This window comes from Mycolicibacterium neworleansense (genome assembly GCF_001245615.1).
Classification (GTDB): domain Bacteria; phylum Actinomycetota; class Actinomycetes; order Mycobacteriales; family Mycobacteriaceae; genus Mycobacterium; species Mycobacterium neworleansense.
In genome coordinates, this window is sequence record NZ_CWKH01000003.1 from 849,918 (window position 1) to 873,305 (window position 23,388).

Here is a 23,388-nt window from a genome sequence, read left to right on the forward strand (position 1 = left end):
GGACAACACGAGTCGGTCGAGCAGTAATGGGGCCGCCGGTAGGTCGAGCTCCGGCTTGACGGCCTGCCATCACTCAATGACCATTGAGCCAATGGATGGTCAGCCTGATCTCGTCGACGCGTCGCGGCGCGCCGAGATTCACGCCGCCCTGGCCGATCCATATCGGGTGGCAATTGTTGATCAGTTGTTGATCGCCGACGCATCTCCCTCGGAGTTGCAGGCTCAGCTGTCGGTGCCGTCGAACCTGATGGCCCATCACCTGCGCGTTTTGACCGAGGCCGGTCTGATCGGGCGGACTCGATCCGAAGCCGACCGACGCCGCACCTATTTGCATCTGCAGCGTGAGGCGCTCGAGCAGTTGGTGCCCGCGGCGGTCCGTCATGCGCGCCGGGTGGTGTTTGTGTGTACGCAGAATTCGGCTCGAAGCCAGCTGGCGGCCGCTATCTGGAATCGGCGCAGTCCGGTGTTGGCCACCTCGGCGGGCACGCATCCGGTGGACCGTATTCATCCGGCGGCGGTCGCCGCCGCGCGGCAACGGCGGGTGCCGATGTCGACGCGGCCACCGCGTCATCTCAACGAGGTGTTGGCTTCTGGCGATCTGGTGATCGCGGTGTGCGACAGCGCCCATGAGGAACTCACACCGGACCCCGAACGGATCCACTGGTCGATTCCTGACCCGGTGCACAGCACCAACCCGGATGCCTTCGAGAACACCGTGGACATCCTCACCGGCCGGATCGATCACCTTGCGCCCTACGTGCAGGCAAGCTGACAGCCGGCGGCCAAGCCTTCTGATCTCCGAGCGGTCAGTGCAGCTCAATCGCCGGGCTGGGCTTGAATGTCAGTCGTCGAGGTCGAGTTCGGCAACCGCAGACTTGGCGGTGCGGCCGACACCGAGGATTGTTGCCGATCCCGGTCCGGTCCAATCGCCATAGCCGAGCAAGTGCAAGCGCGGTTCTGCCAGGGCGCGAGTGCCCGCGGTCGGCACGGTACCGTCCTGGCCGCGCAGCCGTAGCGGCCGAAGGTGGGACAGGGCCGGGCGAAATCCTGTCGCCCACAACACCACATCAGCGTGGTGGACTCGCTCACCCCAGGCCACACCGTCAGGTGTCAGGCGGTCGAACATGGACACCGGTGTGAGATCGCCGCGATCGCGTGCGGCCAGGACTTCGGGGACCATCACGATGTCACCGAGTGCGGCGACCCCACCGGGATCGGGCTTGCCCGCGGCCAGCGCGATTGCCCGACGGGACGCGGCCTCGAACAGGGCTCGGCCGTCCACACCGTCGGGCAGGAATCTCGGTGGTCGCAGCGTGGCCCACATCGTGCTGGAGGCCACCGGGGAGATCTCAGCGACCAGCTGGGCCGCGGAATTGCCACCCCCGACCACGACGACATCGGCGCCCGCGAACTCCGCCGGCGTGCGGTAGTCGACGGTGTGTAGTTGTCGTCCCTTGAAGGTCCGCATGCCGGGGTACACGGGCCAGAACGGCTGTTGCCAGGTTCCGGTGGCGCTGATGACTCGGCGTGCCCGCCAGGTGCGCGTCTCCGCTTCGACCCGCAGTTCGGCGCCGTCGCGGCGTATCGCGCTCACCCGCACCGGTCGCTCGATGGGCAGGTCATAGCGGGCCTCGTAGGCGGTGAGGTAGTCCACGACATGGCTTGCCGGCGGAAACCCGTTCTTCCACGGCGGCATCGGCCACCCGGGCAACGAGGCGTATTGGGCCGGGGAAAACAGCCGCAGTGATGGCCAGGTGTGGGGCCATGCGCCTCCGGGTGCGGGTTGGTCGTCGAGGATCACGAAGTGGTGGCCGGCGCGGCGCAGGTAGTACCCAGCGGCCAGCCCTGCCTGCCCGCCGCCGACCACAACGACATCCACACCCGTTGCCATTGGGATCAGGGGGCGCTGTGCTTCGAGGTCAGTTCGGCGATCAATGCCTCGACATGGGACTTGATCTCGTCGCGGATCAGGCGAACTGAGTCCAGCCCCTGACCGGCGGGGTCTTCCAACACCCAGTCGCGGTAGCTCTTGCCGGGAAAGACCGGGCAGGCATCGCCGCAGCCCATGGAGATCACGACGTCGGAGGCCTGCACGGCGTCCACGGTGAGGATCTTTGGGCTCTGTGCGGAAATGTCGATGCCGACCTCGGCCATTGCCTCCACCGCGGCGGGGTTGACCTGGTCGGCGGGGGCAGAGCCTGCGGAGCGGACCTCGATGCGGTCTCCGGCCATCGCTGCGAGGAAACCGGCGGCCATCTGGGATCGGCCGGCGTTGTGGACGCAGACGAACAGCACGCTGGGGGTGGTTGGCATGGGCATTCCTGTTCAGGTCAAGGGACGAAAGGTGGTGGCTGCCAGGGCCCTAGCAGCAGGTCGTTAGCGTTGACCTCAACGCATCCAACGATTTCGTGTTCGCTTCGTAGAACACATTCATTCCTCGCCGCTGCGCGGTGACCATCCCCGCTTTACGCAGCTGGCCGAGGTGGTGGCTGGTAGTCGATTCGGCGAGCCCGACCGCGGTGGCCAGATCGCATGTGCACACCTGGCCCTGCACGTCGGTCAACAGAATCGACATCAGTTTGATCCGCACCGGATCGGCTAATGCTTTGAGCCGCAAAGCGATCTGCAGCGCCGCGTCGTCGTCGAGGGGTGCCGCCGAGACGGGTGCGCAGCAGATCGGTTCGGTCAGATCGATTACCGGCAACGACTTGGGCATGGGTTTCACCCTAACCCCGGATATCGACTTATGCCGAAAAGGTCGGTTCGACCTGAACCGAGAGCCGCAGCGATGACCCATCATCCTGGCAAGGGCCGCAGTCCACGCTGATGGTCACGGCTCCACGTTTGGGTGGCTATTTGTGTTGCGTCCCAAGGTGATCCCAGCGGCGGAGTGTAGGACAGGTCGAGGCTGCTGAACTCCGGGATAGTCATGTGGTGGTAGAGGGCAGTGGCGTAGGTGTCGACGCGTTTGGCGATTTCGGCGCCACGATGCCCGACAAGCTGAGCGCCGAGCAGCAGCCCGCTGGATTGGTCGCCAGTGATACGGGTATGGATCGGGGTGGCGCCCGGGTAGTAGGCCTTGTGATCATCGGGGGCCGATGCGGTGGTGACCGGCGCCCAGCCGCGCTGTGCCGCGATGGCTTCGTGCTCGCGCAGCCCGGTGCGGGCTGCGACGAGGTCAAACACCTTGACGACTTGGGTGCCGAGGCTGCCGGCGAACCGCGCGTCACCACCGATGGCGTTCTCCCCGGCGACACGGCCCTGCTTGTGGGCGGTGGTGCCCAGCGGTAGCCACGTTGAGCCGAGCAGCCGGTGGTGGGTGTGTACGCAGTCACCGGCGGCGTAGATGTCGGGCAGGTTGGTGCGCATCGCGTCGTCGACGACGATCGCGCCTTTGACCCCGAGCTCGGCGCCGGCGTCGGCCGCGAGCTCGGTATCGGGTCGCACGCCGACCACGACCAGCACGAAATCGACCGTGCGGGTGATGGTTTCCCCGTCGCGTGCAGCGTTTACCGTCAATGCCCCAGTGTCGGTGTTGGAGATGGCGTTGACGGTGGTCGCGGTGAGGACCTCCACACCGTGGCGCTGCAGTTCGGTATGGACCAGGGCGCCAAGCTCAGGGTCGACGGTAGGCAGCACTTCGGGCAAGGCCTCGACCTGGGTGACGGCGATGCCGCGCAAGGTCAGGGCTTCGGCCATTTCCAGGCCGATGTAGCCGGCACCGATGATGATCGCGGTTTTCGGATCCCGCTGCTGCAGGGAGTCCATCACGGCGAAGGTGTCGCCCATGGAATGCAGCAGGTGGACCCCGTCGGCAGGCCCGAGGGCGTGTGGACCGGTGAGGCCGGCGATGGGTGGATGTACCGATACAGCTCCAGTGCCCACGATCAGGGCGTCATAGCCGAGTTGCTGGGGGTTGCCGGTGGGATCGAGGACATCCAGGGTGTGCTCGGTGACGTTGATCTTGGTGGCGGTGGTGTCGGTGACGACCCGCATTCCGGTGGCTGCAAGGTCTTCTGCGGTGCGGTGGGCGAGATGAGTCCAATGGGCGACCTCGCCGGACACGTAATAGGGGATGCCGCAGATGGAGAAGTTGGGATAGGCGTCGGCGACCACCACTGTGACCTCGGCGGTGGGGTCGAGTTCGCGGATCCGCAGTGCCGCTGAGATTCCGGCGTCGCTGCCGCCGACGGCAACAATGTGTTGGGGCATGGCTCATCGCTCCTGGGGGACGGGATGTGCTCGGTGGACGAGTACTGCAGACGACACCCGCCGTTGGGTGCGGTGTAGCTGGGCGGCCGCGGCCGCGCTGCACGTGCGCTTCTAGAGCAAGCTCGGGCTCTTCAACCGAGACACGAGATCGGTTACCCGCGAGGCGATATCGTCGCGGACCAACCGCATCCGCTCGATGCCCTCGATGCCGCGTTCGGAAGGTTCGTCGGTGTCCCAGTTCTCGAAACGCGTTCCCGGCACCGGATCGACTTTGGCTTCGCGCCCCAAAGTGACCACGAGATCGACGGTTTTGACGAGGTCGGGATCGATCAGTTTGGGTGTCTCGCCAGTGATGTCGACACCGACCTCGCCGAGCGCTTCGGCTGACAACGCGTTGATGGTGTCGCCGGGCTTGGTGCCGGCCGAATACACGTCGACATCCTCGCCTGCGACCTGGCGCATCAATCCGGCCGCCATTTGTGACTTGCCGCCGTTCTTGACGCACACGAACAGCACTGCCGGCTTGACCGTTTCGCTCATGGGTCAGCGCTCCTGGGCGGTGATCGGTGCCGGGCCCGCGGCAGTGCCACTGCCGCCGCCGAATCGACCGCGCAACGCCAGCGAGACATAGACCAGGGCAACCAGGACGGGCACCTCGATGAGCGGGCCGACCACGCCAGCCAGGGCTTGGCCGGAGGTGGCGCCGTAGGTCGCGATGGCCACAGCGATGGCGAGCTCAAAGTTGTTGCCGGCAGCGGTGAACGCCAGCGTGGTGGTGCGCTCATAACCCAATCCGAGCACCGAGCCGAGCAGGTAGCCCCCACCCCACATGATCGCGAAGTACGCCAGCAGGGGCAGCGCGATGCGGGCGACGTCCCACGGCCGGTTGGTGATCTGCTCCCCTTGCAGCGCGAACAGGATCACGATGGTGAACAACAGGCCGTAGAGCGCCCACGGCCCGATCCGTGGCAGGAACTTCGACTCGTACCAGTCACGGCCCTTGGCTTTCTCCCCGAGGCGACGCGAGAGATACCCGGCCACCAGTGGGATGCCCAGGAAGATCAGCACCGATTTCGCGATCTGCCATGGCGAGGTGTCGATGGTGGTTTGTTCCAGGCCGAGCCAGCCCGGCAGCACCGACAGGTAGAACCAGCCCAGCACCGCGAACATGACGACCTGGAACACCGAGTTCAGCGCGACCAGCACCGCGGCGGCCTCACGGTCACCGCAGGCCAGGTCGTTCCAGATGATGACCATGGCGATACACCGCGCGAGCCCGACGATGATCAACCCGGTGCGGTACTCGGGCAGGTCAGGCAGCATCAGCCAGGCCAACGCGAACATCAAGGCCGGGCCGAACACCCAGTTCAACAGCAGCGAGGACAGCAGCAGTTTGCGGTCGCCGGTGACGGTGTCGAGGCGGTCATAGCGCACCTTGGCCAGCACCGGATACATCATGATCAGCAGGCCCAGCGCAATCGGCAGTGAAATCCCGTCGATCTGGACTTTTTCCAGCGCGGTGTTCAACCCCGGGATCCAGCGCCCCAGCAGCAGGCCGGCGACCATGGCGGCACCGATCCACAACGGCAGGAACCGGTCGAGGGTGGACAGCTTGCCGACAACCGGTGTTGCCGACGACGAAGTGGTGGTCTCGGTCATGCCAGCACCCCCACCGTCTCGACGGTGGCGCCGAGCAGCACCGACAGGCTGGCCAACGCTTCGGGCACCACTGTGTAGTACACCCAGGACGCGCGGCGCTCGGAGGTCAGCAGACCCGCGTCGCGTAGCACTTTGAGGTGATGGCTCACCGTGGGTTGGGAGACCTCGACTCCGGCCGAGATGTCGCAGACGCAGGCCTCACCGCCGGCGCGGCTGGCGATCGCCGAGAACAGCTGCAGCCGGACCGGGTCGGCCAGCGCCTTGAGCTTGACCGCCATGTCCGCGGCGGCAACCGCAGAGATCGGTTCACGCAGCAGCGCCCCGGGAGGGCAACACAGCACCTCGGACGACTGATCAAACTGATTCGACATACATCAATATTGACAGTTATCGATACCGTCTGGCAAGTGAACAGTCGCCCAACTTCGAGGGCACGGCCCGGCCGGGTGCCTTGAGGGCTGCGGTTCCATAGCGGCGTTAGTCGGTGGCCGTGGTTACCGTAGATGGCTATGGCGACACCTCCAGCGCAGGCGATGTGCAGTGAGTGCAACCAGTCGGCCCGCGTGGCCACAGCCAATCCGATCTGGTCTCATGGCGGCGATGAGCCGTCGACGTGGATCGTTGAGGTCGACTGTGCACGCTGCGGCCTCCAACACGGCTGGCTTCCTCGGCGCTGACGGCGATGGCTCCCGAGCCCCTTTTTGATGACGGTCCGCATCACGACGGTCCCGCGCTCTACACCGAACCTCATTTCGCGTTCCTGAACCGGGCCAGTGACCCGATGTGGGCGCAGGTACGTGACGTGATCGAACAGTGGTATGCCGACTACCCCGACCCCGACGGAGATCTGCGCGCCAGATTTCGTGATGTCAGCATCCGGCAGCACGCTCCGGCCTGGTGGGAGCTGTACATCTACACGTTGTTTCGCCGGCTCGGATATGCGCCGACGGTTCACCCCGAGATTCCCGGCACCACCCGCCACCCCGACCTGCTGCTCACCAAGGACGGTTCCCGGGTGTACATCGAATGTGTGGTGCTGTTTGAGGACGGGAGCCGGCAGTCAACAGACAGCGAATCCTGGGTCAAGGACTGCATCGACGCCGCCAAGAACCCTGACTTCGTCGTCGGGGTTCGGTTCGAGCACTTCGGGAAACTGCGGCCGAAACAGAGCCAGGTCACACGCCACATCGAGGGTTGGCTGGCAACGCTGGACTATGACTCCGTGTCGGCGGCCAGCCGGGCAGGCGAATCACACTACCCATCAAAGAACTTCGACTTCGCTGATTCGCGGGTAAGGCTCACTGCTATACCCGTGCACCCCGACAGGCGGGGCAATGACGTTGGCCGCATCGGCTTCGGCCCGGCGAATGGCGCCTTTGCGGTGCAAAGCGTTGGCGAGATTCGAGACATCTTGAAGGGCAAGGCTAAACAGTGCCGGGCGGTCGATGCGCCGCTGATCGTCGCGATTCTCAACTGGTCGATGTTCGCCCGGCTCAACGAAGTCAACCGTGCCCTGTTTGGGTCCGCCGTCGTGCAATCGGGCAGGGACACCACCCAGCTGGTTCAAGGTACAGACGGCTATTGGCACCCCGGGCCGCCGCCGCGCGGAAGTGTCGTCTCGGCCGTGTTGTTCGGTGAAAGCGTCAGTCATTCACGCGTTGCGGCTGGGCTGCCGAGGCTGTGGCGCAACCCATGGGCACAGCGCCCCCTACAAGATGATCTCCCGTTCGAGGCGCACGCTGCTGACCCCGACACCGGTGAAGTGGTCGTGACCGCGCACGAGACTATCCCGGCATCAACAGTTTTCGGATTGTCGGCAGGGTGGCCTCACGCCTAGGGCACGATCCTGGCGCAGACACATCCGACTGCGCCCAGCACGGCGGTTATCTGGTGCCGTCATCGTTTCCGCGGTGGCGGGATGTAGCTTGCGAGCGGGGTCGCCTGCGCGTCGAGATGTTGGTGACGGGCTTTTGGCTTTGAGCACTTTCTCGTTCGAGCGTCAGAACATTGATCACTGTGGCGTACAGCTGCAGTCTCTGCTCTAGCTCTGCACAGTGTGCGAGGAGTTTGGCGTGGTCTTCCTTGAGCTTTTGATACTCGCTGAGGCGGCGCGCGAATGCGGCCGGGGCACCGTCGGCGTTGCGCACCTTGGCCTGGAAGAGCTCTTTGAGGTCGACATGTTGGTGGGTGAGATGCCAGCGCGGGAGGTCGGCTTCCACGGCGAGCTGTGACACCGACAGTCGGCCGGTGGACCGTAGCGGCTGACCGGCGAGCAGCCGGTCCATCGCGGCGAGGATCTGGTCGCGGATAGGGTCGTTGTGGGCGGCATCGGTTGTCATTGGTGTCGCTCCAGGATTTTGTCGAGACGTTGCAGTTCGCGTTGCTCTCGTTGGTGTCTTATCGGAGGGGCCAGCGGATCGCTGACGATCTCGTGGAGCTGGTTGCGGTGTTGTTGGATGGCTTCGATGTCACGGTCGGTGTGTGCGATGCAACGGCATGTGGGACGGCAGTCGTCGATGTCGGGGGTGAGCATCGGATCGTCCATGCTCCCGCGCAGCTGACACGCAGCCTCCTGCGCCTTGAACACGCACGTCATTCCGTCGCCGTGATAGATCTGCAGCAGCGTGTTGCCGAGCAGATCGCGCGCTTGTCGGGGGCTGGTGAGTACATGACCGGCGAAGGTGCGTTCGGCGGCACGGACTCGCTGGCGGTATTCGTCTGCAGCGGGCCCAGAGACGCGTTCGCCGTCTTCGAGTGCTTGTTGGTCGATGGCCATCTCTTCCAGACGCGCGAGGAAGTCTTCGTAGGCGTACTCGTCGGGAAAGCCCGAGCTGTAGTCACCGGCGTATCCCTGGATCAGTCGTGTGTGCACGTGCCCGTACTGCATTGCTCCGGCGACCAGGCCGCGGGGCCGACGCCGAATGAACCAGGCCAGTGTTCGCCGAAACCGTGAGAGCGTGATCTGCTGAGGGTCAAGAGGGATGCCCGGGCGGTCGTTCTGCGTGCAGTAGTCGTTGACCCAGTCGATGAAGTCGGAAATGGTGCCGACGGCTCGCGTGCTGGTCCGAGCCTGACCGATGCGGGCGAAGTTTGTTGCTTCCTTGTAGGGCTGGATTCTGGACGGGAACAGCAGGGGGTGGGCGTGGAGGCGCTCCATAACAGCGACCGCGTCGGCGACCGGCTTGACCACCACCCACGGATCGCGGCGTTGTTGTCCCTCGGGGAGTTTGTTTCCGTCGTCGTCGACGACGTTCTTGAACACCAGTCCCGACATCAGCCACATGTCGGCTGCTTCGTCGCGTTCGATGCATCCCCGCCGCAGATTGAGGACTTCGCCGGCTCGCGCACCTGAGAGGTAAGCGATGACGATCATCGCGGCAGCGCTGAGATGGTTGGCCAATGTCCGCGCCTCCTCGTAGGCGATGGGACGGTGCCGCCAAGGACGTCCGTCGAGGCGGGCGGTGATCGGGGTGTCCAGATAGGGTGCGTCAGCAATCGGTAGGCCTGATCGCGCAATCAACTGGCCCGCGGGGTAGCGCAGTGTTTTCTGGTTGAACACCATCTCCAGCTGCCTCTCGAGATGCTGCATGTCGAGCTGCACCCTGCCCGTGGCGTCGACCTTGCCGGGTAGGGCCCCGCCGGTTTCATGCAGTCGTGCCACATAGGCCTGCACCTTGTCTTCCAGGTCATGGCTCGGGGTGCGCCCGAGGCGGCCGCCGTTGTCGGCGCGGCGCGCTTGTGGGGAGAGTCTTTTGAGACGCAGGTGTTCGTCATGCGCTGCGATGATGTCGACGGAGAAATCCTCGACGAATCGCAGTGCCCAGTGCAGCAGCGGCTGCATGGTGACTTCTGCGATGCGCGGTGTCCGGTTTTCCCTGCGCGACTGCGACTTTCCCAAGATTTCGTGCAGTGGATCGCCGTTCCACGGCGGCGCGAGGGGAAGCCTCATTGATTCGGGCAGGATCAATCGGTAACTCCATAGCCGCCGTATCTCAAGGGCCCGCCGATGCTTGGTGTCGAGTGTGGCTTCCACGTCCACGAGGTATGCCAGGTAGCGGTCGAGGACGTTGTCATCAACCTCACCGAAAGCCCAGATGTGTTGCTGGTTCAACCACGTCATGAAGGCCTTGAAGCTGGCCCAGGCACTGACCACGGTAGCGATCGCTGCCTTGCTCGCCGCCTTCTCGTGAAACGGGGTGGGCGTGGAGTGGTTGATCAACTGCCAGAAATAGTGTTTGGAGGCGAGGCGTAGCCGCTCAGGTATTGAGCTGAAGTTCAGTGTGAGCGTGTAAACGTGCTCTTCGAAGACTGCAGCGGTCAAGCTCCAGTGGTCGTCACCGAAGCGACTCAGCGCAGCGACGTCCGTCCCAGGGACGAGTTCGCGGTTGGTCAGGACCAACGTTTGATCGTCGGGCCACTGGACGTCGTCGGGAATCGGGCTTGCCCATTCGACCGAACGCCAGGGCGCGGTCACCGAATGTCCATTTCCCGATTGATGAATCGGTCCACCATCGCGTGTTGCTGCGGAGTCGCGTCCGCGCGCGCCTGCGCGACAGCAGCGGCGTCATGCCGGCTGAGCAGGTCGGCGAGTTGGGTGTGAGCACGTGCGAATCGTTGCGCCCAAGCCAGTGGAGTCATGTCTGCCTTGCGGGCTTGAAGGCGCTCAAAGACGAGAGCTTGCACGGGTAGATGGTGGGGCAACGCTCTCGCGCACGGGCATTCCAGGCATTTCATGAACGACGCGCGGCATGGTTGCCCCGGAGCCCCAAATGGGCTGTTGTCATTGTCGATACAGGAGTTCATCACTGTGTCCAGTTCACCCGCAAGCATGCGCTTGACGACGGTCGGCTCAATACCGTGCTTTGCGGCGAGCGCGCAAGCGTCGGATTGAGCGATCTCGTCGCGACTGAGGGTCTCCATGACGCTGCGACTGCGCGCTTTGTCGACTTCTTCAGCCAGTGCGGCCGCGACGACTTGTCGATACTGGCCGAGGTTGCCGCGGTCCCTGCTGAGATAGTCCTTGACCAGGGTGGTTTCGGTGTGAGCAACGGGTTTCTGGTGCAATGAGACATAAGTGAGCCGTATCAGGTCCAACGTCACCGACAGGTATCCGCGGGCGTTGGCCGCCGAGGCATCAGGCTGGATCTTGTGACGCGCCGACCACATACGGAAGGGCTCGTTGCTGGCAAGCGCCCGAATGCCGCGGGTAGTCCCATTTGCGTGGTAGCCAACCAGAAGGCGGTCCGTATCAGTTATTTGACGCGAGTGAGACGTCAAGTCAAGCAACAGCGCATATAGACCGAACGGTGTGTGCAATTCGTCGCGGGCTGTCGGAGATGACGACGTCGAGGGAAGCGTGATCCAGTCCGGGATCTCGGCCAAGGCCAGATTCATGTAGGCCCGGGCTCCTCGCCGGGGCTTGTAAGTATCGAGGATCGCGATGGACTTCCGCCCATCGACGTGTCCGTCGGTTCGGTGATGCGCTGTTGTGAGGTTGAGGATGACACTGCGATTCTGACCGGTCATGATCCCCATAAGAATTGCCGCAGCAGCGAGTTCGGTACACGTCAGATGCAGCCAACCCACTACCTCGGCGACCGAGCCGAACCCCGAGTCCCGTACCCAAGTCTTGGGTGCGTACGTCCCTTTGTGAGCTGGGCGCGTATAGCGGGGTACGTCGGTGTGCTCTTCGACGAACTCCAGCAGTTCCAAACGCCGGTCACGGCCAGCCATCTTTCCTGCGCGGTACTGCCGCAACAGCTCGCGGTTCTTGCGGATTCTGGTCGCCGCGGCGCGCAGATCTGATCGCGCAACGCGAGCGATCTGAGTGAACTCGTCGCGACTGTAACTTGCCTTCTTACTCGCGTTCGATTTTCTCAGAGTGATTTGGCAAACTTTGGCCACCATCATGGCAGTTAGTTCATTGCTATTGCGGAGCACTACTTTTAGCTCAGACACTTCGCGATGTGCCGACGTTGTTGTGGCGCGGCGATGATCGCGGAAACCGTCAATGTGGTCATCGACGAGCTCTGCCATCGTTGTGGGCGGGGCCGCCAGTCCGCTGAGGTAATCAGCGAAGAGTCGAACGGCGCGGAAAGAGTACCTGAAACCTTCCATCCTGGTCACCGCGCCACCAGGAGCTGTCCGTTTCGCAAACGTCATCGCCAATCCCTTTTGCAGATCGAGGGCCACAGGCATCCGGGAGAAATCGAAATCCTGAACGGTGGCACCATCATGGTCAAAGCACCTCACCGTCAGTCGGTCTGGCTGCAGTCCATGGGATGTCAGTCCTTGGGTGGGTAGCGCTGCGCGTCGACCGCGGCGGCTCACCAGCTGGTTCCAACCGGGTCGCTGGCGACATTGGGGTGCAGGCGGAATGCCTGGCTGAGGAACTCCTTCACCGGAAAGCCGTCGGCGTGGGCCAGCAGAATCTCGACGTCAAGATTCCGGAAAGGTTCCAAGTAGACGTTTTTCGTCGTCTCGACGCGGGCGTGGCCGAGCATGGTTTGAACGAAATGCCAGGTGTCTCCGAATTGGGTACGGAAGTCGTTTGTGCCGTCCTCCTCGAGGGAGCTCAGCCGGGCTGCGTACACCAGCTTGCCGATCGAGAACCATTTCAGAGCAAATGAGTGCCGGTGCATATGCGGTGTGCACCTGAAGTTGGGCAACCCAAGCGCGGCGATCCGCCGATTGGCGTTATCAAACGTGTGGTGCCATCCATGGGGATCTCGGGGCAGCCCATCCTCATTTAGCCACAGGGCCAAGGGTTCCAGATCGCTACCGGTGCGCATGAACAGTCTTCGCCGCTGTTCTGGATCAATGAGGTTCCATGGTCGCTGAACCTCCTGGCCGTCGTCCGCAATGAGGATCACGTGGCCCCCACGTTTAGCCGGTTGTGCGATCTGGCGCGCTGCGACGGCGTCATACCGATGCTCGGCCTGCGCGTCACGAACAGCACGCGCACGAGGGCCTTCTATGTAGGCACGGACCGCGCGCAACACATCAACGGGCATCCAATAGGGATGTCCGTACCCACCCTTGGCGCATTTGTCGGCCAACCGGCACGTATAGAACGACCTTCCCAGCTCCAGCGTCGGCAACTCCGGCAACACCACCGAGCCCCACTCGGTCAGCCGCAGTCCTGTCCCATACAGACCATCCACAAACGCGCTGTCTCGCTGTTCATTTCGTCCTCGCCACGATTTGTCTGGTCCGCCGTCCAGGGTTCGACCACGCAGGCCCACGTCGCGCCACCTCGCGATCGCGGCGGGATCTAGCCACTTGACGCCCGCTGTGCGCTTCGCCCGGGGTGAACCCACTTCGGCGAAAATATCGGCCACCTCCGGGTAGCGGGACGAGGCCCATCGATAGAACTTCTTACAGGCGGCGATGTCCTTGGAAAAAGTCGACGTACCAACTCTTTCCGGATTGGTCGGGTCTGTCAGACGCCAGAACTGAAACTCCTCGACATCGTCGACAGAGGCTGTAAACCACTCCTGCCCGCGGGTTTCCAGGAAGTTCAGCCACAATGCCAAACAGCCGGCATAGTCGCGGTTGCTTGTTTCCGCCAGATTCCGCATCCGAGCTGAACCGAGGAAGTCGTTCACCCGAGTATCTGGAAATCCATTCGGACCCAACAAGAACCGTTGTCCATCACGACCCCCGAGGGCTTTGATCAACTCCGACAGCGACTCTGATCTATCCGCCAGCACCAACGACAAGTCACCGACTGGCAGATCAAATCTGTATCGATGAACCTGCCATCGCGCATCACTCATGATCGGCTCCATTCTCAATGGACCCGATCAGTCAATCACAACAGTTCAGTCGGCTATAGAACGCCAGGCGCCGTCGGGATCACGATGCGGACGATGGTCTTCCACTTGGGCACGCCCAGCGCGTAACTCGCCTCGCGCAGATCCATCGGCACGATGCGCAGCATCTCTTCGGTCGCGCGTACGATCACCGGAATCATCAACAGCACCAACGACAGTGACACCGCGAACCCGGACCGGCCGAACCCGAATGTGGCCACCCACAATGCGTAGATGAACAGTGCGGCGACGATCGAGGGCACGCCGGTGAGGATGTCCACCATGAATGTGGTGATCTTCCCCAGCCGGGTTCCGCCACCGTACTCGACCAGGTACACGCCCACCATGACGCCGATCGGAATCGAGATCAGCGCACACACGATTCCCTGCAGCAGGGTGCCGACGATCGCGTGGTAGGCGCCGCCGCCGGCGGTGAACGTCGTCATCCCGGCCTGGGAATTGGTGAACCAGGTGGGTGAGCTCAATGCGGCCCACCCCCGGACGATCACCGAGTACAGCACCCACACCAGCGGGACCAGGGCGACCAGCAGTGACGAGGTCACCAGCACCGTGGCGAGGTTGTTGGTCAGCTTGCGACGCAGGCTCACGCCCTGGAATGCGGGCGCCTTGACCGGACGCTCGAGAGTGGAGGTCATGGGCGTCCCTTTCCGGCGACCGCGGCACGGGCCAGCGAGTTCACCACGAAGGTGAGGATGAACAGCACCAGGCCGGCGGCAATGTAGGCGCCTGCCTTGTACTGGTCGTTGAATTCGCTTGCGGTGGCGGCGATCTTGCTGGCGAACGTGTAGCCGCCGTCGAACAGCGTCCAACTGAACGCGGTCTGGGTACCGCGAAGGATGATCAGCAGCGCGATGGTCTCACCGAGCGCGCGGCCCAGACCGAGCATCGCACCGCTGATGTACCCCGACAGGCCGAAGGGCAGCACCGTCGTACGCACCACTTCCCAGCGGGTGGCGCCGAGTGCCAACGCGGCCTCGATCTGGCCGCGCGGGGTCTGGGTGAACACCTCGCGGGTCACCGCGGTGATGATCGGCAGGATCATCACCGCCAGCACGATGCCCGCGGTGAAGATCGTGCCGCCGCCTGCCACCGAGGCGTTGCCGGTCTTGAACAGGAACAACCAGTCCAAGTGCGTATTGAGCCACACCGCAAAGGGTTTGATGGCCGGAGCCAGCACGTACAGGCCCCACACGCCGTAGACGATCGACGGCACTGCGGCCAGCAGGTCCACCAGGTAGGCCAGCGGACCGGCCAGCCGTCGCGGTGAGTACTGCGTCAGATAGATCGCGATGCCCAGCGCCACCGGCATCGCCAGCAGCAGCGCGAACACCGACACGAACACGGTTACCTGCAGCAGCTCGAAGATGCCGAAATGCATCGCCGAGGTGTCGGTGGTGATCCAGTTGCCGCCGTAGAGGAAGAAGTTCTCCTCGTTACGGGTCAGTGCCGGGACTGCACGCCACAGGAGGAACACCCCGATCGCCGCGATGAGCGCGACGATCAGGATGCCCGAACCTTCGGCAAGTCCACGGAAGATGCGGTCGCCGAGGCGAACCTTGGCTCCCTTGGACGGATCGGTGGCGATGGGTGCGGGTTCGGGATGGGGGGAGGCGAGCGTCTCCCCCGACCCCGAATCAGCTGGATTCGGCGTTGTCACTGTTGTCCCGTCGGGGCCCATGGTCGTCATATGGTCGGTTAAATCCATCCTCGCCCAAATCCGTCCTCTAACGCCAGCCGGCTACTAGGCGATGGCCTCGACCGAGGACAGCAGGCGCTGCTTGAACTCGTCGGGGAGCGCGATGTATCCGGCCTGCGACAGGCTGGCCTGCCCTTCGTTGGCGGCCACGGTCAGGAAGGACTTGACGGCCGCCGCGGTGTCGGCGTCGTAGCCCTTCGAGCAAACGATCTCGTAGGTGGCCAGCACCAGCGGGTAGACGCCGGCTTCCTTCGAGGCGTACAGCGCGTTCAGGTCGATGACGAGGTCCTTGCCCTCGCCCTTGAACTTGGCGGCGCCCACGGCCTTGGTGGTCGACTGGTCGTCGAGCGGGACCGCACCGGCACCGCTGTCGATCTGGGCGTAGGGCAGGCCGGCGGCCGCGGCCGGGCTCTTCTCGACGTAGCCGATCGAGCCGGGGGTGGCCTGGACGGCCTGCACGACGCCGGAGGACTTCTGCGCGCCCTCACCGGCACCGCCCTGGAACTCCTTGCCCGCACCCTTGGTCCAGGTCTGCGGCGCGGCGGCGGCCAGGTACTTCTGGAAGTTGTCGGTGGTGCCCGAGGAGTCCGACCGGTAGATCGGCTTGATGTCGGCGTCAGGCAGGTTGGTGCCGGCGTTGAGCGCGGCGATCGCCGGATCGTTCCACTTGGTGATCTGGCCCTGGAAGATCTTGGCGAGCACGTCGGGGTTCACCACGAGCTTGTCGACGCCCTCGACGTTGTAGGCCAGCGCGACGGGGCCGAACACCAGCGGCAGGTTCCAGGCCTCGTTGCCACCACAACGCTCGGCCGCCTTGGCGACCTGGTCGTCCTTGAGCGCGGAGTCGGAGCCGGCGAAGTCGACCTGCTTGGCGATGAACTGGTCCACGCCCGCACCCGAACCGGTGGGGTTGTAGGACAGGTTCTTGCCGGAGCAGACCTGGCCCCACACCTTGTTGAACTCGGCGATGGCATTCTGCTGCGCCGTCGAACCCTCGGCCGTCACAGAGCTCTTGCCGCCGCACTCAGCCGACGCGGCGGAGTTGCCGCCCGTGGCCGACGAGGTCGTGGTGCCGGCGTTGTTGTCGCTGCCACACGCGGTCAGCGTGAGTGCCGTGATCGCCGTCGCGGAAAGAGCGACACCGAACGGCTTGGCAATGCTGATGAGCTTCACTTGTCCCACTTTCAGTTGACGGCTTCGAACTCTCCGGCAACGTATTAGGCCCTGGTGGACGGCTCGCGGACAGCAGGTGAATCGGCAGTGAATAGGTTCAGCGTGTTCACAGCTAAACGGGTTAACCGGCGGAGTACGCCACGTCGACGCTGAACACCTCGAAACCCAAGTTCTGGTAGGTCGCCACAGCCGCCGAGTTATCTGCCTCGACGTAAAGTAGCACCGTCGCCAGAGACCTGCCCGCCAGGTGGTGCAGACCGGCCAGGGTGAGCACCGAGCCCAGTCCCCGACCCTGCGCCGACGGATCGACGCCGACGACATAGACCTCGCCCAGTTCAGGGCTGTGCACCTTCGTCCAGTGGAAACCCAGCAGTGCCCCGCTGCGTTCGTCGAACGCCTCGAAAAGTCCTTCCGGATCGAACCACGGCTCACCGCGCCGCTCGGCGATGTCCTGTTCGGTCCAGCCGCCCTGTTCCGGATGCCAGGAGAAGGCGGCGTTGTTGACCCGCAGCAGCTCGGCGTCGTCGCCAGGCCCGGCGTACGTGCCGATCCGCACTCCCTCTGCGGTGCGCACCGGCGGCAGGTCGGTCAACGGGCGGCGCATCTGCAGCAGCTCGCGGACCGGCTTGAGGTCCAGCGCGGCCGCCAGCGCCCGGGCGGCCTCGAGGTTGCCGTGAGCCCAGATCCGCGTGCCTGCGGTCCCTTCAGCGAGCCCGGCACGGGCCAGCGCGGCTCCGATGCCGCGCCGCCTGGCCTGCGGATGCACCACCAATTCGGCCATCGGCGGGTCGTCGTCGCCGGCCGGGGCCAGGTTCAGGTACCCGACGAGGTCTGCACCGTCGGTCGCCAGCAGGTGGCGGGTGCGGTCGTGGGCGAGCTCGCGCAGCACCTGATCGCCGACCGGGGCGACGCCGTCGGCCGCGGCGGCTGCGGCGATGAGCGCACGGATTCCGGTCTGCTCGGCTTCAGACAGCCCGGTACGCCAGTCGAGTTCGGTCACTGGCTGGGCAACCGCCCGGCCAACGGCTCGTCCACGTCGTCGTCGGCCTGGTCGAAGTCGTCGTCGGCGGCGTCCCGGCCGGTGTCGGCTCCGCCGGTGGCCTCGGCGGCTGGGGTACGGCCGCGCGACGGGCGCACGGCCTTGTATCCGACGTTGCGGACGGTGCCGATCAGCGACTCGTACTCGGGGCCGAGCTTGGCGCGCAGCCGGCGGACGTGCACGTCGACCGTGCGGGTGCCGCCGAAGAAGTCGTAGCCCCACACCTCCTGCAGCAGCTGTGCCCGGGTGAAGACCCGCCCGGCGTGCTGTGCGAGGTATTTGAGCAGTTCGAATTCCTTGTAGGTGAGGTCGAGGGGGCGTCCGCGCAGGCGTGCGGTGTAGGTTCCCTCGTCGATCGCGAGCTCACCGAGGGTGATCTTGCCGACGTTCTCCTGGTTGGCGCCGCCGCCGCGACGGCCCACCAGCAGGCGCAGCCGGGCGTCGATCTCGGCCGGGCCGGTGCCGGGCAGCAGGATCTCGTCCAGCCCCCACTCGTGGTTGACGGCCACCAGTCCGCCCTCGTTGATCACCGCGACGACGGGCACCGAGGTACCGGTCGTCCCGAGCAGCCGGCACAGGCCGCGAGCGGCCGCGAGATCGGTACGCGCGTCGACGATCGCCACATCGGCACTGCCCGCTTCCAGCAGCGAGGACACCTCTGTCGGTGCTGTGCGCACGGTGTGGGCCAGCAGGGTCAGGGAGGGCAGGACCGACTCGGGGTGCGGGTCGACGGTCAGTAGCAGCAGATCCAACGGGTCCTCCGGCGCGCCGGCAATCAATTCCCACGATCGCCCGGACCCCGATGTCCACACGGTCGGATTCATGACTGACATGTAGCCGTTACCGGCCTTTAGTGATCTAACGATAACGCCTCACCTGCTGATTAGCCGCGCCGAGCGCTTCGATTCTGAGGCTGTGGGCGACAATGTGCCGGTGCGCAAACTGCTGATCGGGATCACCGCGACCGTGACCGCGCTCATCGTGGGGGTCGTCGGCACCGATTTCGGTTCGGCGATCTATGCCGAGTACCGGCTTGCCCGCAACGTCCGCACCGCGGCCGGGCTCAACTGGGATCCGTGGGTCGCCATCCTGGGATTTCCGTTCCTCACCCAGGTCCGCAACCACCGGTACCGGGAGATCGAGATCCGGGCTGCGGGCGTCGACCATCCGGTTGTCGGGAAGGCCTCACTGGAAGCCACGTTGCACGGCATCGACATCACCGAGTCGTCCTGGCTGATCCGGCCCGACGCGAAACTGCCGGTCAAGAAGGCAGAGAGCCGCATCATCATGGACTCCACCCATATCGGCAGGTTCATGGGCATCGACGACCTGCTGGTGGAGGCTCCCTCGCGGGAGACCAATGACGCCACCGGCGGCACCACCGAGTCCGGCATCTCCAGCAGCCAGGGGCTGGTGTTCACCGGCACGCCCAAGGAGTCCGGTCTGGACAAGCGGGTCAGTGTCTCGGTCGACCTGTCCTTCGCCGACGGCGACGACACCACCCTGGTACTGACCGCAACCGGAATCCTGACCGGCCCGGGAACCGCCGACGAGCCCGTGCCCGACGACAAGACCGCGGCCGTGCTGTCCGAGTTCAGCGACACGATCTCAGGGCAGAAACTCCCGTTCGGGATCAGCCCGACCACCGCGGGGGCCCGCGGCTCCGACGTGATCATCGAGGGCATCGCCTCGGGAGTAACGATCGACCTCGCGGGGTTCAACCGATCATGAGTTCTTCGATGGTGCTGGCGATCGTGGTGCTCATCGCCGCGCTCGGGATCGCCTACGTGATCGGCCGCCTGATCACGCTGCGCGCCGGCACGCTCAAGGCCGGCGAAGAGGCCGCCAACGTCGACACCAGCGGTCTGGGGTTGTCGCAGACAGGCCCGACCGTCCTGCATTTCTCGGCCGACTGGTGTGGCCCGTGTGCCGGAGTGCGACGCGTCGTCGACCAGGTCTGCGCCGAGCTGCCCGATGTTGCGCACGTCGAGATCGACATGGACACCAATCCCGAAGCCGCCCGGCGGCTTTCGGTCCTGTCGCTGCCCACCACCATCATCTTCGACCGGGACGGGCGGCCCCGGTACCGCACCAGCGGGGTTCCCAAGGCCGCTGACCTGCGCTCGGCGCTGGAACCACTGTTGGCCTGACTCCGCGGTTATTGGGTAAGCTGTGGCTCGTGTCAGCCCGCCTTGAGCTTGTGCTCACCAAGCGCCGCGCAGTGGATCTGTGCCGCGTCGCGGGTTGCTGCTGTTGTTGTTGCTGTTGAGGGCAGCCGCGCGCTTTCGCGCGCCCGCTCAGGCCTCGTGCCTGAGCCTGCACACCATCAGACCTTCCACAACAACAGGAGTTCGTTTTCATGTCATCGACATCAACCCAGCCCATCACGGATGGCCGGCCCGCCCAGGTCGACGTTCGGGGTCCGCGGTTCGCGGCCTGGGTGACCACCGCGGTGCTGATCGCCACCCTGCTGGTCGCCGGGGTGAGCGCACCCGCGGCCGCGGTGCTGCTGGGTGTCCAGGCGGTGGTCTTCGCCATCGGCGCGGTCGGCGGCCCGCGCGCCCATCCCTACGGCCGGCTGTTCGCCACCTTCGTCGCCCCTCGGCTGGCTCCGGTCAGCGAGCGTGAGCCGGTGCCGCCACTGAAGTTCGCACAGTTGGTCGGCTTCGTGTTCGCTGTCGTCGGTACCGTCGGATTCGCTTTCGGCATCACCGCACTCGGCCTGACCGCCACGGCCTTCGCCTTGGTGGCGGCCTTCCTGAACGCCGCCTTCGGCATCTGCCTGGGCTGCCAGATCTACCCGCTGGTGGCGCGGTTGCGCCGTCCGGCAATCCGCGTGAACCAAACCGCCTGACAACTCAAATCTGAAGCAACCGAAAGGAATTCGTACATGGCACGTTCCGACGTCCTGGTCTCGACCGAGTGGGCCGGGAACAACCTCGATACCCCCGGCGTGGTGTTCGTCGAGGTCGACGAGAACACCAGCGCCTACGACGACGAAGGCCACATCCCCGGCGCCGTCAAGCTCGACTGGAAGACCGACCTGCAGGACTCCGTCAAGCGTGACTTCGTCGACCAGCAGCAGTTCTCGAAGCTGTTGAGTGACAAGGGCATCAGCAACGACGACACCGTCATCCTGTACGGCGGCAACAACAACTGGTTCGCGGCCTACGCCTACTGGTACTTCAAGCTGTACGGCCACGCCGACGTGAAGCTGCTCGACGGCGGCCGCAAGCGCTGGGAGCTCGACGCGCGCCCGCTGGTCAAGGACGCCGTCAGCCGTCCCGCCACGTCGTACTCGGCCAAGGCACCGGACAACAACATCCGCGCCTTCCGCGACGAGGTCATCGCCGCGATCGGTGAGAAGAACCTGGTCGACGTGCGTTCGCCTGACGAGTTCTCCGGCAAGATCCTGGCCCCGGCGCACCTGCCGCAGGAGCAGAGTCAGCGCCCCGGACATATCCCGGGCGCCATCAACGTTCCGTGGAGCAAGGCAGCCAACGAGGACGGCACCTTCAAGTCCGACGAGGAGCTGGCCAAGCTGTACGCCGCGGCCGGCCTCGACGGCGAGAAGGAGACCATCGCCTACTGCCGGATCGGTGAGCGTTCCTCGCACACCTGGTTCGTGCTGCAGGAGCTGCTGGGACACCAGAACGTCAAGAACTACGACGGCAGTTGGACGGAATACGGCTCCCTGGTGGGCGCCCCGATCGAGTTGGGAAGTTGATATGTGCTCTGCACCCAAGCAAGGACTGACGTTGCCGGCCGGCGTCGACCTGGAGAAGGAAACCGTCATCACCGGTCGTGTGGTGGACGGCTCCGGCCAGGCGGTCGGCGGTGCATTCGTGCGCCTGCTGGATTCCAGCGACGAGTTCACCGCTGAGGTTGTGGCCTCGGCTACCGGTGACTTCCGCTTCTTCGCCGCTCCGGGCACCTGGACGCTGCGCGCCCTGTCCCCCGCGGGCAATGGCGACGCCAGCGTGGCCCCGGCCGGTGCCGGGATCCACGAGGTCGACGTCAAGGTCGCCTGAGACCGACCTGCCCGAACGTGGGCTTGTGTGCGCGTATTCGTACGTTTTTGGCACACAAGCCCACGTTCGGCGTGTATTGGGCGTGCCGACCCGGGGCGCCGACACCCTCGACTAGGAACTAGACTTACTCCCGTGGTGCTCTTCTTCGAGATAATGCTCGTCGCGGCCGTCGTGGTCATCACGTGGTTCGCGTTGTACGCGGTGTACCGCCTCGTCACCGACGAGTCGTGACGTCCGACCGAGACATTCCAGCCGAGGCCTCCGTCCCGGAGCCGGGCTCCGGCGACCGAGCCGTAGCGGCAGCCGCCGAGCGGGCCAAGGCCACGGCCGCCCGTAACATCCCGGTCTTCGACGACCTCCCGCTGCCAGCCGATACGGCCAACCTGCGCGACGGCGTCGAACTCAGCGATGCGCTGCTGGCGCTGCTGCCGTTGGTCGGCGTCTGGCGCGGTGAAGGCGAAGGCCGCGACACCCATGGCGATTACCGGTTCGGCCAGCAGATCGTGGTCTCCCACGACGGCGGCGATTACCTGAACTGGGATTCCCGGTCCTGGCGATTGACCGAGTCGGGCGAATACGACTCCCCTGGCCTGCGCGAGACCGGCTTCTGGCGATTCGTGACCGATCCCGATGATCCGGCCGGGCGTGACGAATCCCAGGCCATCGAACTGCTGCTGGCCCATTCGGCCGGCTACGTCGAGCTGTTCTACGGCAAGCCCCTGACCCAAGCCTCCTGGGAGCTGGTCACCGATGCACTGGCCCGCAGCAAGTCCGGGTTGTTGGTCGGCGGCGCCAAGCGGCTCTACGGCATCGTCGAAGGTGGCGATCTGGGTTACGTCGAGGAACGTGTGGATGCCGACGGCGGGCTGGTACCGCACCTGTCGGCCCGGCTGTCACGGTTTGTCGGCTGATGCGGCGGGCGATAGTCGCGGCAGGTCTGCTTGCCGCAGCGGGATTCCTCGGTGCGTGTTCGTCGGAAGGGCCGCAACCGGCACCGACCTCACCCCCGCCCGAGCACGGGACGTATGCGCACTGCCTGTCCGAGCACGGGGTTCCGGCGGCGCCCGGCCCGGTCGCCGGGCCGCCGACCGGGGTCGACGAACAGACCTGGCAGCAGGCCACCAAGGCGTGCTCGACACTGGCGCCGGGCCCGAGCTGATTCCGGCTTCCGCCGGGTGCCACATAGCTGACGCATAGCCGGCGAATATCTGGTGCTCAGCCGAGCCTCATACGGTCATCGCAATGAGACAAACCCTTGTGCGTACGACGTTTTCCGGGCTGGCCGCGCTCGCCCTGATCGGGTCCGTCGCGGCCTGCTCGCCGGCTGAGTCGACGGAATCGGCGCCGGTCACGCCGGATGCCTTCGGGCAGTGCATGCAGGAGCACGGGATTCCGGCCCCGCCCGAAGGCGCGCCCGGTGCCCGGAGCATCCCGGCGGGCCCGGGCACCGTCCGGACGGCCCGCCGCCGGGTGACGGCGACACTCCGCCTCCGCCGCCCGGGGTCGATCAGGCTCAGTGGGAGAACGCCATGCAGGCCTGCCGGTCGTTGGCGCCTCAGCCGCCGCAGTAGTCGCCGTGACCGGCCCCAGATATGGGGCAGCCCCCGAGCCTTGGTACCTGGTTGGACAGACCGGGAGGCTCGGGGGCCGGGTGGCTGCGGGGAATTCGCCAGCGCGCGCAGGCAATACCCCGGCGCTGCTAGCGGGCAGCCACCTCACATGTCCATAAGTCACTCAATTTGA

Annotated in this window: 26 protein-coding genes and 1 pseudogene; 11 read left to right on the forward strand and 16 right to left on the reverse strand. The window is 65.1% G+C overall.

What is annotated here, in order from left to right:
• The first annotated feature begins 91 nt into the window (after nucleotides 1-91).
• Nucleotides 92-772, forward strand: a complete 681-nt coding sequence (locus BN2156_RS28750) for an arsenate reductase/protein-tyrosine-phosphatase family protein (protein WP_005086309.1) — start codon at nucleotides 92-94, stop codon at nucleotides 770-772.
• 69 nt (nucleotides 773-841) lie between these two features.
• Here the strand turns inward: BN2156_RS28750 and BN2156_RS28755 are convergent, their stop codons facing one another.
• The 7 genes from BN2156_RS28755 to BN2156_RS28785 form a co-directional block, all read right to left on the reverse strand.
• Nucleotides 842-1,891, reverse strand: coding sequence for an ArsO family NAD(P)H-dependent flavin-containing monooxygenase (locus tag BN2156_RS28755; protein WP_005086310.1), 1,050 nt, complete (start codon nucleotides 1,889-1,891; stop codon nucleotides 842-844).
• 5 nt (nucleotides 1,892-1,896) lie between these two features.
• A complete protein-coding gene (locus BN2156_RS28760) occupies nucleotides 1,897-2,313 on the reverse strand; it encodes an arsenate reductase ArsC (RefSeq protein WP_005086311.1) in 417 nt (138 codons plus the stop codon).
• 49 nt (nucleotides 2,314-2,362) lie between these two features.
• Nucleotides 2,363-2,716 (reverse strand): Rv2640c family ArsR-like transcriptional regulator, encoded by a 354-nt coding sequence (locus BN2156_RS28765; protein ID WP_005086313.1) that lies wholly within the window; start codon nucleotides 2,714-2,716, stop codon nucleotides 2,363-2,365.
• 80 nt (nucleotides 2,717-2,796) lie between these two features.
• Nucleotides 2,797-4,212 (reverse strand): FAD-dependent oxidoreductase, encoded by a 1,416-nt coding sequence (locus BN2156_RS28770; protein WP_005086314.1) that lies wholly within the window; start codon nucleotides 4,210-4,212, stop codon nucleotides 2,797-2,799.
• A 111-nt stretch (nucleotides 4,213-4,323) separates the two neighbouring features.
• Complete coding sequence (locus tag BN2156_RS28775; RefSeq protein ID WP_044520463.1) at nucleotides 4,324-4,752, reverse strand: arsenate-mycothiol transferase ArsC; 429 nt, start codon at nucleotides 4,750-4,752, stop codon at nucleotides 4,324-4,326.
• 3 nt (nucleotides 4,753-4,755) lie between these two features.
• Nucleotides 4,756-5,871: an ACR3 family arsenite efflux transporter gene (gene arsB / locus BN2156_RS28780; protein WP_005086316.1), complete on the reverse strand. Its 1,116-nt coding sequence runs from the start codon at nucleotides 5,869-5,871 to the stop codon at nucleotides 4,756-4,758.
• Nucleotides 5,868-6,242: an ArsR/SmtB family transcription factor gene (locus BN2156_RS28785; protein ID WP_005086317.1), complete on the reverse strand. Its 375-nt coding sequence runs from the start codon at nucleotides 6,240-6,242 to the stop codon at nucleotides 5,868-5,870. Before BN2156_RS28785 ends, arsB begins: the two co-directional genes overlap by 4 nt.
• Before the next feature lie 138 nt (nucleotides 6,243-6,380).
• On the opposite strand from BN2156_RS28785, the gene BN2156_RS31575 reads away from it, so the two are divergent.
• Together BN2156_RS31575 and BN2156_RS28790 are read left to right on the forward strand one after the other, a co-directional pair.
• A complete protein-coding gene (locus tag BN2156_RS31575; protein ID WP_419186657.1) occupies nucleotides 6,381-6,548 on the forward strand; it encodes a DUF7160 family protein in 168 nt (55 codons plus the stop codon).
• A gap of 5 nt (nucleotides 6,549-6,553) precedes the next feature.
• Entirely contained in the window at nucleotides 6,554-7,708 is a 1,155-nt protein-coding gene (locus tag BN2156_RS28790) for a hypothetical protein (protein ID WP_005086318.1), read from the forward strand.
• 46 nt (nucleotides 7,709-7,754) lie between these two features.
• Here BN2156_RS28790 and BN2156_RS28795 read toward each other — a convergent pair whose 3' ends face one another.
• The 9 genes and pseudogenes from BN2156_RS28795 to BN2156_RS28835 form a co-directional block, all read right to left on the reverse strand.
• Entirely contained in the window at nucleotides 7,755-8,210 is a 456-nt protein-coding gene (locus BN2156_RS28795; RefSeq protein WP_005086319.1) for a hypothetical protein, read from the reverse strand.
• Nucleotides 8,207-10,345: a hypothetical protein gene (locus tag BN2156_RS28800; RefSeq protein WP_005086320.1), complete on the reverse strand. Its 2,139-nt coding sequence runs from the start codon at nucleotides 10,343-10,345 to the stop codon at nucleotides 8,207-8,209. Before BN2156_RS28800 ends, BN2156_RS28795 begins: the two co-directional genes overlap by 4 nt.
• The gene (locus BN2156_RS28805; RefSeq protein ID WP_210742397.1) at nucleotides 10,342-12,069 is read right to left on the reverse strand and encodes a hypothetical protein; all 1,728 of its coding nucleotides are present in this window, start codon (nucleotides 12,067-12,069) and stop codon (nucleotides 10,342-10,344) included. Before BN2156_RS28805 ends, BN2156_RS28800 begins: the two co-directional genes overlap by 4 nt.
• A gap of 128 nt (nucleotides 12,070-12,197) precedes the next feature.
• Nucleotides 12,198-13,649, reverse strand: coding sequence for a site-specific integrase (locus tag BN2156_RS28810; protein WP_227469652.1), 1,452 nt, complete (start codon nucleotides 13,647-13,649; stop codon nucleotides 12,198-12,200).
• Nucleotides 13,650-13,717: 68 nt separating this feature from the next.
• A pseudogene (gene pstA / locus BN2156_RS28815) lies at nucleotides 13,718-14,341 on the reverse strand (phosphate ABC transporter permease PstA); the annotation flags it as partial.
• The gene (gene pstC / locus BN2156_RS28820; RefSeq protein WP_090518280.1) at nucleotides 14,338-15,393 is read right to left on the reverse strand and encodes a phosphate ABC transporter permease subunit PstC; all 1,056 of its coding nucleotides are present in this window, start codon (nucleotides 15,391-15,393) and stop codon (nucleotides 14,338-14,340) included. The pseudogene pstA and the gene pstC, both read right to left, overlap by 4 nt.
• A gap of 54 nt (nucleotides 15,394-15,447) precedes the next feature.
• A complete protein-coding gene (pstS, locus tag BN2156_RS28825; protein ID WP_090518281.1) occupies nucleotides 15,448-16,575 on the reverse strand; it encodes a phosphate ABC transporter substrate-binding protein PstS in 1,128 nt (375 codons plus the stop codon).
• Nucleotides 16,576-16,696: 121 nt separating this feature from the next.
• A complete protein-coding gene (mshD, locus tag BN2156_RS28830; RefSeq protein WP_090518282.1) occupies nucleotides 16,697-17,575 on the reverse strand; it encodes a mycothiol synthase in 879 nt (292 codons plus the stop codon).
• Complete coding sequence (locus BN2156_RS28835) at nucleotides 17,572-18,366, reverse strand: winged helix-turn-helix transcriptional regulator (protein ID WP_090518628.1); 795 nt, start codon at nucleotides 18,364-18,366, stop codon at nucleotides 17,572-17,574. The genes mshD and BN2156_RS28835 overlap by 4 nt, the downstream gene beginning before the upstream one ends.
• Nucleotides 18,367-18,529: 163 nt before the next feature.
• Between BN2156_RS28835 and lmeA the strand changes: the two genes are divergently transcribed.
• From lmeA to BN2156_RS28880, 8 genes are all read left to right on the forward strand, one after another.
• Nucleotides 18,530-19,345 (forward strand): mannan chain length control protein LmeA, encoded by an 816-nt coding sequence (gene lmeA, locus BN2156_RS28840; protein WP_090518283.1) that lies wholly within the window; start codon nucleotides 18,530-18,532, stop codon nucleotides 19,343-19,345.
• Nucleotides 19,342-19,764: a thioredoxin family protein gene (locus BN2156_RS28845; RefSeq protein ID WP_090518284.1), complete on the forward strand. Its 423-nt coding sequence runs from the start codon at nucleotides 19,342-19,344 to the stop codon at nucleotides 19,762-19,764. The genes lmeA and BN2156_RS28845 overlap by 4 nt, the downstream gene beginning before the upstream one ends.
• Before the next feature lie 29 nt (nucleotides 19,765-19,793).
• On the forward strand, nucleotides 19,794-19,883 hold the full coding sequence (locus BN2156_RS31570) for an Ms5788A family Cys-rich leader peptide (RefSeq protein ID WP_350222965.1): 90 nt from the start codon (nucleotides 19,794-19,796) through the stop codon (nucleotides 19,881-19,883).
• A gap of 90 nt (nucleotides 19,884-19,973) precedes the next feature.
• Nucleotides 19,974-20,468: a DUF4395 domain-containing protein gene (locus BN2156_RS28855; protein WP_090518285.1), complete on the forward strand. Its 495-nt coding sequence runs from the start codon at nucleotides 19,974-19,976 to the stop codon at nucleotides 20,466-20,468.
• A 36-nt stretch (nucleotides 20,469-20,504) separates the two neighbouring features.
• Complete coding sequence (locus BN2156_RS28860; RefSeq protein WP_090518286.1) at nucleotides 20,505-21,341, forward strand: sulfurtransferase; 837 nt, start codon at nucleotides 20,505-20,507, stop codon at nucleotides 21,339-21,341.
• 1 nt (nucleotide 21,342) lies between these two features.
• A complete protein-coding gene (locus BN2156_RS28865; RefSeq protein WP_044520476.1) occupies nucleotides 21,343-21,645 on the forward strand; it encodes a DUF1416 domain-containing protein in 303 nt (100 codons plus the stop codon).
• Nucleotides 21,646-21,872: 227 nt separating this feature from the next.
• Nucleotides 21,873-22,556 carry a heme-binding beta-barrel domain-containing protein gene (locus tag BN2156_RS28875; RefSeq protein WP_162490994.1) on the forward strand — a complete coding sequence of 228 codons (684 nt, stop codon included), beginning with the start codon at nucleotides 21,873-21,875 and terminating at the stop codon, nucleotides 22,554-22,556.
• Nucleotides 22,556-22,804 (forward strand): hypothetical protein, encoded by a 249-nt coding sequence (locus BN2156_RS28880; RefSeq protein WP_090518288.1) that lies wholly within the window; start codon nucleotides 22,556-22,558, stop codon nucleotides 22,802-22,804. Before BN2156_RS28875 ends, BN2156_RS28880 begins: the two co-directional genes overlap by 1 nt.
• The last annotated feature ends 584 nt before the right edge of the window (nucleotides 22,805-23,388 follow it).